The 7,379-nt window shown below is 36.3% G+C and carries 9 protein-coding genes; 5 read left to right on the top strand and 4 right to left on the bottom strand.

The window, feature by feature from the left end:
- Nucleotides 1-311: 311 nt before the first annotated feature.
- Nucleotides 312-659: a hypothetical protein gene (locus tag H1P_RS29185; RefSeq protein ID WP_144874356.1), complete on the bottom strand. Its 348-nt coding sequence runs from the start codon at nucleotides 657-659 to the stop codon at nucleotides 312-314.
- Between the two features lie 130 nt (nucleotides 660-789).
- Here H1P_RS29185 and H1P_RS29180 point away from each other — a divergent pair, with 130 nt between their 5' ends.
- Nucleotides 790-1,119 carry a hypothetical protein gene (locus H1P_RS29180; RefSeq protein WP_144874354.1) on the top strand — a complete coding sequence of 110 codons (330 nt, stop codon included), beginning with the start codon at nucleotides 790-792 and terminating at the stop codon, nucleotides 1,117-1,119.
- Nucleotides 1,120-1,148: 29 nt separating this feature from the next.
- Here the strand turns inward: H1P_RS29180 and H1P_RS29175 are convergent, their stop codons facing one another.
- Together H1P_RS29175 and H1P_RS36700 are read right to left on the bottom strand one after the other, a co-directional pair.
- Nucleotides 1,149-1,334: a hypothetical protein gene (locus tag H1P_RS29175; protein WP_144874352.1), complete on the bottom strand. Its 186-nt coding sequence runs from the start codon at nucleotides 1,332-1,334 to the stop codon at nucleotides 1,149-1,151.
- The gene (locus H1P_RS36700; RefSeq protein WP_186376211.1) at nucleotides 1,327-1,494 is read right to left on the bottom strand and encodes a hypothetical protein; all 168 of its coding nucleotides are present in this window, start codon (nucleotides 1,492-1,494) and stop codon (nucleotides 1,327-1,329) included. Before H1P_RS36700 ends, H1P_RS29175 begins: the two co-directional genes overlap by 8 nt.
- 145 nt (nucleotides 1,495-1,639) lie before the next feature.
- Between H1P_RS36700 and H1P_RS29170 the strand changes: the two genes are divergently transcribed.
- Together H1P_RS29170 and H1P_RS29160 are read left to right on the top strand one after the other, a co-directional pair.
- Nucleotides 1,640-1,816, top strand: coding sequence for a DUF4278 domain-containing protein (locus H1P_RS29170; protein ID WP_144874350.1), 177 nt, complete (start codon nucleotides 1,640-1,642; stop codon nucleotides 1,814-1,816).
- 687 nt (nucleotides 1,817-2,503) lie between these two features.
- Entirely contained in the window at nucleotides 2,504-3,319 is an 816-nt protein-coding gene (locus H1P_RS29160) for an SDR family NAD(P)-dependent oxidoreductase (RefSeq protein WP_144874346.1), read from the top strand.
- A gap of 145 nt (nucleotides 3,320-3,464) precedes the next feature.
- Here H1P_RS29160 and H1P_RS29155 read toward each other — a convergent pair whose 3' ends face one another.
- Nucleotides 3,465-5,366, bottom strand: a complete 1,902-nt coding sequence (locus H1P_RS29155) for a 3'-5' exonuclease (protein ID WP_144874344.1) — start codon at nucleotides 5,364-5,366, stop codon at nucleotides 3,465-3,467.
- 158 nt (nucleotides 5,367-5,524) lie between these two features.
- On the opposite strand from H1P_RS29155, the gene H1P_RS29150 reads away from it, so the two are divergent.
- Nucleotides 5,525-5,839, top strand: a complete 315-nt coding sequence (locus tag H1P_RS29150; protein WP_144874342.1) for a hypothetical protein — start codon at nucleotides 5,525-5,527, stop codon at nucleotides 5,837-5,839.
- Between the two features lie 637 nt (nucleotides 5,840-6,476).
- A complete protein-coding gene (locus tag H1P_RS29145; protein WP_144874340.1) occupies nucleotides 6,477-7,154 on the top strand; it encodes a PFE-CTERM domain-containing protein in 678 nt (225 codons plus the stop codon).
- Nucleotides 7,155-7,379 lie beyond the last annotated feature (225 nt).

Here is a 7,379-nt window from a genome sequence, read left to right as displayed (position 1 = left end):
AAAAAAAACGTCTTTACAACTTTAATTACACTCTTATAAGCTGTTTTTAAAACCGCGTAGCGACGATATTTCTTGGCACTGCGATCGCTGAATCCCAATTAATTAATTACTGACACGCCCTAACAGATAACTAAAGATACGCGATCAGCTTCGCTGGCACTGCGTGATCGCTTTTTGAGAGTTACTTTTAATATTGATATGCCTTCTTTAAAAAGGTGCGATCTCAAGAGATCGCTGGCGATCGACTTTACTGGGTAAGCCCTACCATTTCAGAAGCGACTTGTCGCCCAAAAACGTTATTAGATAAAGCTTTAAACAGAATCATCTACAAAATCGCAAACAGGACAGTCATAGTGAACTATCTGATTATTTAGATTGAACCTATAGCTACATTTGGGACAGATACCAGTAAAGAAAGGATGATTATCTAATATCTCTAATTGTTCATCTTCAGTGTAGCGAGATGGTCTGTTAGCAATTAGCTCTTCACCATACCAGCTATATCCTTCTGGACTCCATTGTTCTTCTTCTTCAATGTTGGGGTCTGGTCTGAAATCAATGCAACTATCTGTATCTACACCAAATGGATGAACGCCACAAACTAAATAGTTGCTACGTGCATAAAGAGAACAGCGATTACAGTCGGGAATCTTGGGCATAACTACATTGTTAAGACTGTTTCTAGTTTGCCTTAAAAGAAAAAATGATAATCATTTATTTTAGATGGCATAAATTGAGTGACTGCTATGTATATCATTGATGTACCTAAAATAAACGCTTTTATTAATCATGAATAGACCAACTTCAGACTCGGAAATAATCAAAGCTAGAACTCCTTTGTATCTAGTAGGCGCGGGAACCTTAATTGCTGTACTCGCTATAATAGCTGCCTCAATAAGCGAAAATAATAAGGATTTAGCTCAAGCTGCCTTTGGTTTGGCGGGAACTGCGATCGCTGGTGCTGCTGGATTAGCGCAGTCAAATGGAAAACAAGAAGAGAATCAACCAAGTTTTGAGAATCATGGATTGCAAGTAGTCAAACAAGATAATAATGGCTCTACAACCGAGGCAGTTGAACCCGCACCCAATAAATCTGTAATTAATTTAGAGACTAAATAAATATCTTTAATTAATACTAAAAAATAGCTTTAATAACCAATTACAGTTTTGATACTCTTTATTCCTGCAACTCTAGCCTGATGTGCTAGTGGATAAAGTTCGTCGGGCTGATAATACGAGCCATCCCAAAAGACTATCTCGTAACGATAATCACCCTCACTGGTACGGTAAACAACGAGAATAGACCCACTAATACTTATCAGATGTTCAATCATTACGCTCTATTTTTCCTGTCTTACGGTTGTATCTATGGCTATTCTTCCCGTTTGAACTCGGCATTTTAAACACCAGCCAGAAACTATAGCAAGTCATGCCAATTAAGGATAACAGCAGTAACCAATGTTCTAGGTTTTCAGGATCAAAGGTATCGTCCATAATTAATTGTTTTACTCCCTATTTCTTCTCGATTCTTCTTTTTAATACAGACAACAAAGATAAATTAATTATCTAGCCGAGACAACTACTGCATAAGTTTAAATCCTTCTCACATATAAATAATCAACAACAGGAGAATTAAGAAATGGAACTACGTTTTTTAGGACAGCTTTACTCTACATTAGGCGATCACCTTGAAACAGAAGCAAGTGAACAAACAGCTAGCTTTAGAGGACAGAAATATCAGCTTCGCCGTCCTATTATTACTAATAAGCCACAATTGGGTTTGAGAAAATATCGCGGTATTACCTACGGTGCATAAATATTCATTTTTCCTTACTTCAGTAGATGCCAGTCTCGTTACGGGGCTGGTTTTTTGTTGAAAGCGATCAGCCTTCGGCTGGCACTGCGTGATCGCCTCGTAGCCTAGCACTGCGCGATCGCTATTTAGATGATCAATAATTTTTTCGAGATTTATTGTTTCATTGCCATTTCTTCAGCTTCATCCTATGTCCATTGTTTCATCAAAATTAGAGATGGGAATTTTTCAGCAGAGCGATTTTTTACTCATAAAGTTCTATACAGTCGAATATCTTCTCAGGATCGTTTTGTTGCAGTCCCCAAAATCTAACTAAAATACAGTCACTCAAGCTTCGCGATCCCATAATTATAGTGGCGAACTTTCTCGCTCATTCCCATTATGAGAATTTTGTTGCTATATGTGACAATTTACCAGATTTATTAAAAAACGTTAAATTCCCTCGACAGAGTTGTTAAGTTGTGAATGCAATTCGAGTTCGGTATTTTACCGAGGAGGAACATCATGATAACTACACGAAGCAAAGAGTTCTCTTTTTAGGCTGGTTGTTAGCTTCTTCTATCGACAACGAGTCGCACTCCCATAAGCTCTCAAGGGCGCGAACTCGTCAGTTCGATTCAAGTCAGTTAGCTCATCTCTCTACACTAATTCTCCAGCATTGCCAACATAATTAATCTCAGGTTTAATCTCATGAAATTTTCCCAGAAAACTGCTCTGGTAACGGGAGCTTCTCGTGGCATCGGAAAAGCGATCGCCCTAGCCCTAGCCCGACAAGACCTCAAAACACTACTCTTAGTCGCCCGCGACGGAGCTAAATTAGCCGAATTGGCAACAGAAATTCAGGCTTTGAATTCCCGCATCCAAGTGATCGTACTGCCTTTAGATTTAACCCAAATCAAAGAAGTTAGCATTGCCGTAACTAAAGCGATGCGTGAATATGGAGCAATTCATTTACTGGTCAACTGTGCGGGAGTGGCACACCAAAATACATTTTTGCAAACCAATCCGTCACAAATCGAAGCTGAAGTTTCTCTCAATTTGGTGGGAACTTATAACATCACTCGTTTGATTGCCAAACGGATGGTGCATCGACGAGAAGGAACTATCGTCAATGTTTCCAGTCTGATGGGCAAAATTGCTGCTCCTACTATGGCGACTTATTCGGCTACCAAATTTGCTTTAGTAGGATTTACTCAAGCTTTGAAAGCAGAATTAGCTCCTGACAATGTGCGAGTTGTGGCTTTGCTGCCTTCTTTAACCGATACCGATATGGTTAAAGGACTCAAACTATTTCGTTTCGTCCAACCGATGACTGCCCAAAAAGTGGCTTCGGCTTTGATAGCAGGATTGAAGCGGGAGCGGGAAGAAATTTGTGTGGGGTGGCAGAGTTATCTAGCTTTATTGTGTCAGCGTTTTACACCCTGGCTGCTAGACCTCGTTTTATCGGTAACTACCCCCATACTCAAACAGCCGTCTCCTTCGAGATTTGCTAGTCTTCGACCTTAATGGGGGCTTCATAATGCCGTTATTTTAGGTCGGAGTGATTCAGAATCACGGGTCGCTACATCTAGTTATTAATTCTCAACCCAGTTGCTCTTGTAGTGACTGGGTTTTTTGATAGCAAAATCACTAACAAGAAATAATTCAAGTATTAAAGTTTAACTACATCAAAAAAATCATCTTTATTTAAAGTATTTAAGATTGACACATTACCAGACCCAAATAAATATAGTTCTTCTTGAGCGCGAGTCATTGCCACATAAAGTTGTCTTTTCAATCTGATAATTGATTCTGGATTAGATGTATAACTATTATCAAATTGTTGAATCCAAGGAATCATAACTGTTTTAAATTCTAATCCCAAAGATGATAAGGCAGTAATAATTCTAATACCAGGTATTTTATTATTGTAATTAATTTTAGATTCTGACGATTTAGCCACCCAATAATAATTAATATTATTCTGACTTAAACTATCGATCAGTAGATTAAAATCTTGCTGATAATACTTGCCAACATAACTGTAAACAATAGCAATATCTTTGGTTTGATATCCTCTATCGATTAGTTTTTCAATTTGTTCGGTTAAAATCGTTATTTCTTTCTTTCGAGATGATAAAAGTTGAAATACTGGCTTGACTCCATTTCTTAAAGCAGAACTTGGTTTAATGACAGGAAAAGCTGATTCTATACCTTCAGTATTAGTAGCAGATGAATTGGTACTAATAGAATCGATAACACTCCAGGCAGCCGACAATATTTCTTGAGTATTACGATAGTTTTGACTGAGTTTTTTACTTCTTCCTCTGGCTTTAATACCTATTGATTTCCAAGTAAATTTAGTACGTTCGTAAAGAGTTTGCGAGCCATCAGAAACAATAGTTAAACTACCATTTTCAGGGTCTTTGAGAGCTTCAACACAACATTTAAGCCATTCTGGAAGAAAAGTATGAGCCTCATCAACTAAAATCGAATCCCATTTCTGTTCGTTTTTTAAGGAAGATATTTGAGCTTTTAATTTTTCTCCTAAATATTCATCATAATTTGCTTCAATTTGTTTGGGATTGGGTAATCTTCCTAAAATTCTCCTAGCCCAATTATGAAAATGGTAGACCTCTATTTTTTTATATTGAAGATTGAGAGAATCGTCGTGTAGCAGCGATCGCAAATAAGCAGCTAGAGTAATGTTGTAGCATAAAATCAAAACTCGACTATCAGGATTACGGCTAATCAGAAACTTAGCACGGGCAAGTAAAATAATCGTTTTTCCAGAACCAGCTACACCACTAAATAAACGATGTCCTTCTCCGATACTTCTAGCCAAACGTTCTTGTTGGATATCCAAAGTCTTGAGAATTTTACTATTAGGAGGTAATTCTATTTCGTCAGGTACACTACTAGGTGTTGCTAATTCTGTTTTAGCTACAAACTCTGGATATAAAATACCTTTTATCGTACTAATTTGGTCTTGAGTTAAAGTTTTGAAAGGAAAGTAAGTAGTAAACATTTCCTTGAAACGATTTACTAATGTCCTTTCTTCAATCTCTTGCCAGGATAATAGTTCGTCTTTAAAAGCTACTTGGGGTGGTTCTAAAACTTGAATTAAATTATCTTCTTCAGCTTGGTTTCTAGTAATATTTGACATTACAACACCATGACCAATAGGAAATATTGGCTTTCCTTCATAATTGCCTTTTTGATGGCATAAGACGGGAAAATTTTTCAGAGTTTCGAGCAGGTTAATAAAATATCCGCGACACTGTTCTAAGGGAGCTTTTTCTCGTTCGATTTTTACTACTCCATTTTTAACTCTTTCAATGGTAAAAAAATCACGGTTTGCTATTTTAATATTTTTATAAAAATATCCTTTAACTTCAATAACGAGTAAACCCAATGTTGGAGATAAAATAATAAAATCAGCTTCTAGACCCATAATTTTTGGGTTATGCCAAACTACAAATGTATTACTCAATCGCTCGCGAAGTATGGCAAATAACCTTTTTTCTCCCTGAGATGCTTCACCAGGTATGGTTTCTGGAATCATTATTGCCATAATCTTCTTTCCTTTTTGTCTTATTTTTTTAAGTATTCAAATCTTTCATAACCTATTTTAAATATCGTAAAAAAATGAAAGCAGATAAAGCTACAGTTTTGGATGAAGTTTGAAATTTTTAAAACTACCTTTAGATTCGACGTTTCTAAATTTTAGCTATGAATTATAACGAAAAAGTACTAATTGGAAAAATTCAACAATATTTATTACAGGAATCAGCAGAGCGTGAATCGCACCATTATGAAATACCAAACGATTTTAGATTAGATTATCTTGGTGATCAGAACGGATATCATGATTTTGATGGAATTATCATATATAAATATTCAGAAGATACTGATAATTATTACGTTTATGATGATGACGATTATGATGACGATGAAAGAGTTACAACAACGGAGACAACTACAAAAGTTAGAGCCTTGTTCAGTTTCGATGATAATTTCAATTTAATAGATTTTCAATGTGATTGATAATATGCAAGTAAAAACAATAATTGATGTTGAAGAATTTGAAGGTTTTGAAATTCGCAGGTAATTAGATGGAGACTTGTGATATCCTGGCAGCTTTGATGTAACTTTTTCTAGACCAGCGTGGGGTTTGACCGAGATACGTGTAAAATCATGCCACATCTCTCTGTAACTCTTACTCCGTAAGGGTTTGATTTTTCAGACTATATTGCGATCAGCCCGAAGGGCTGCCACTGCGTGATCGCCAACTATCTGTATAGCAAAAAGCTTGAAAAACTTATTCTATAAAGCTTTAACCTATATTTTGCTTAGTATTAACTTTCTTCAAAAACATTAGCAGACATTAAAAATATGGCTTATGAAGAGCATTAGCAGACGTAAAACCCTAGTTTTTAGTTGAGTTATTTCTGCTAATACAACTTAGCAGACATAAATCGCGTGAGAAATAATTGAAATCTGGAAGCTATATATAGCAATAGTTTCAAGGCGATGTGGCACGAATTTACACGTATCTCGGCTCAACGCCAAATTGGTTATACCTATCACTCTCTGGAGATTTGGAGGCAGTTAGCACCCAACAGCAATAGCTGTTAAAAAAGTATTGAATCATTTACTTAAATATAGTTACTAAGAAAAAATTATGGTTAAATCAAACAATTTTGGCGCATATGTAGCTGTAATAACTTTAGTTTTAACTATATCTGCGCCAGCTAAGGCAGTTAGTGTTTCTGCTTTTAGTGACAGAGCATCTTGGGAGGCAGCAGTAGGCGGAAATTTTAGCGAGGAAACATTTAATTCTTATACAGTTGATACATCTTTTGTTGACACATCATTAGATGTTGGTGACTTTACTCTTAATGGCATAACTTCTATCCCTGGAAAACAAAAGATTGATGTTCCACCTCTAGACTCTGCTTCGTTGGATATAGATGGAAGTCCCATCATCAATGGTTTAACAAATAGCTCTTCATTTTTCACGGCAACATTTGACTCTCCAATTACAGCATTTGGCGCAAATTTTGCCTCTGTTTCTGTGAATGGAGCAACTAGGTTAACTGGTAATTTAATTCAAGGAGGAAGTTTTTCTTTAAATGTGACTCGTAACCTTAGTTTTTTTGGACTTATTATTGATGGAGATAGTTTTAATACTGTAGCTCTTAGAAGGATTAATTTTGGTAATGATAGTTTTGGAATGGATAATTTTGTTTATGCCGATTCTAGCGCATCCGTTCCATTTAAATTCTCCCCTACTTTAGGTTTACTTAGTATTAGTGGCATTTGGGGCATTTCTCGTCTATGTAAGAGGATTGGTGTTTAGTCGGGGTCGTACCGAGATACGTGTAATTTCGTGCTGCATCTCATTCAAACCATTGATATATATGGGTTTTAAAATTAGGCTCTCTCACAGACTCTTTCTGTCTGATAAGTTGTATTAGCAGAAGTAACTCAACGAAAAATCAGGGTTTTACATCTGCTAATGCTTTTCATAAGTGCTATTTTTAATGTCTGCTAATGTCTTTAAAGAAAGCTCAGAAGAGTATCA

The organism is Hyella patelloides LEGE 07179 (assembly GCF_900659865.1).
In the GTDB taxonomy this organism is placed as follows: domain Bacteria; phylum Cyanobacteriota; class Cyanobacteriia; order Cyanobacteriales; family Xenococcaceae; genus Hyella; species Hyella patelloides.
This window is presented reverse-complemented; position numbering and strand designations above follow the sequence as displayed.

Excerpts from the sequence above, each read along its gene's own strand:
- H1P_RS29185 (WP_144874356.1), bottom strand. The coding sequence starts at position 659 with ATGCCCAAGATTCCCGACTGTAATCGCTGTTCTCTTTATGCACGTAGC.
- H1P_RS29155 (WP_144874344.1), bottom strand. The coding sequence starts at position 5,366 with ATGGCAATAATGATTCCAGAAACCATACCTGGTGAAGCATCTCAGGGA.
- H1P_RS36700 (WP_186376211.1), bottom strand. The coding sequence starts at position 1,494 with ATGGACGATACCTTTGATCCTGAAAACCTAGAACATTGGTTACTGCTG.
- H1P_RS29145 (WP_144874340.1), top strand. The coding sequence starts at position 6,477 with ATGGTTAAATCAAACAATTTTGGCGCATATGTAGCTGTAATAACTTTA.
- H1P_RS29175 (WP_144874352.1), bottom strand. The coding sequence starts at position 1,334 with ATGATTGAACATCTGATAAGTATTAGTGGGTCTATTCTCGTTGTTTAC.
- H1P_RS29180 (WP_144874354.1), top strand. The coding sequence starts at position 790 with ATGAATAGACCAACTTCAGACTCGGAAATAATCAAAGCTAGAACTCCT.
- H1P_RS29150 (WP_144874342.1), top strand. The coding sequence starts at position 5,525 with ATGAATTATAACGAAAAAGTACTAATTGGAAAAATTCAACAATATTTA.
- H1P_RS29170 (WP_144874350.1), top strand. The coding sequence starts at position 1,640 with ATGGAACTACGTTTTTTAGGACAGCTTTACTCTACATTAGGCGATCAC.
- H1P_RS29160 (WP_144874346.1), top strand. The coding sequence starts at position 2,504 with ATGAAATTTTCCCAGAAAACTGCTCTGGTAACGGGAGCTTCTCGTGGC.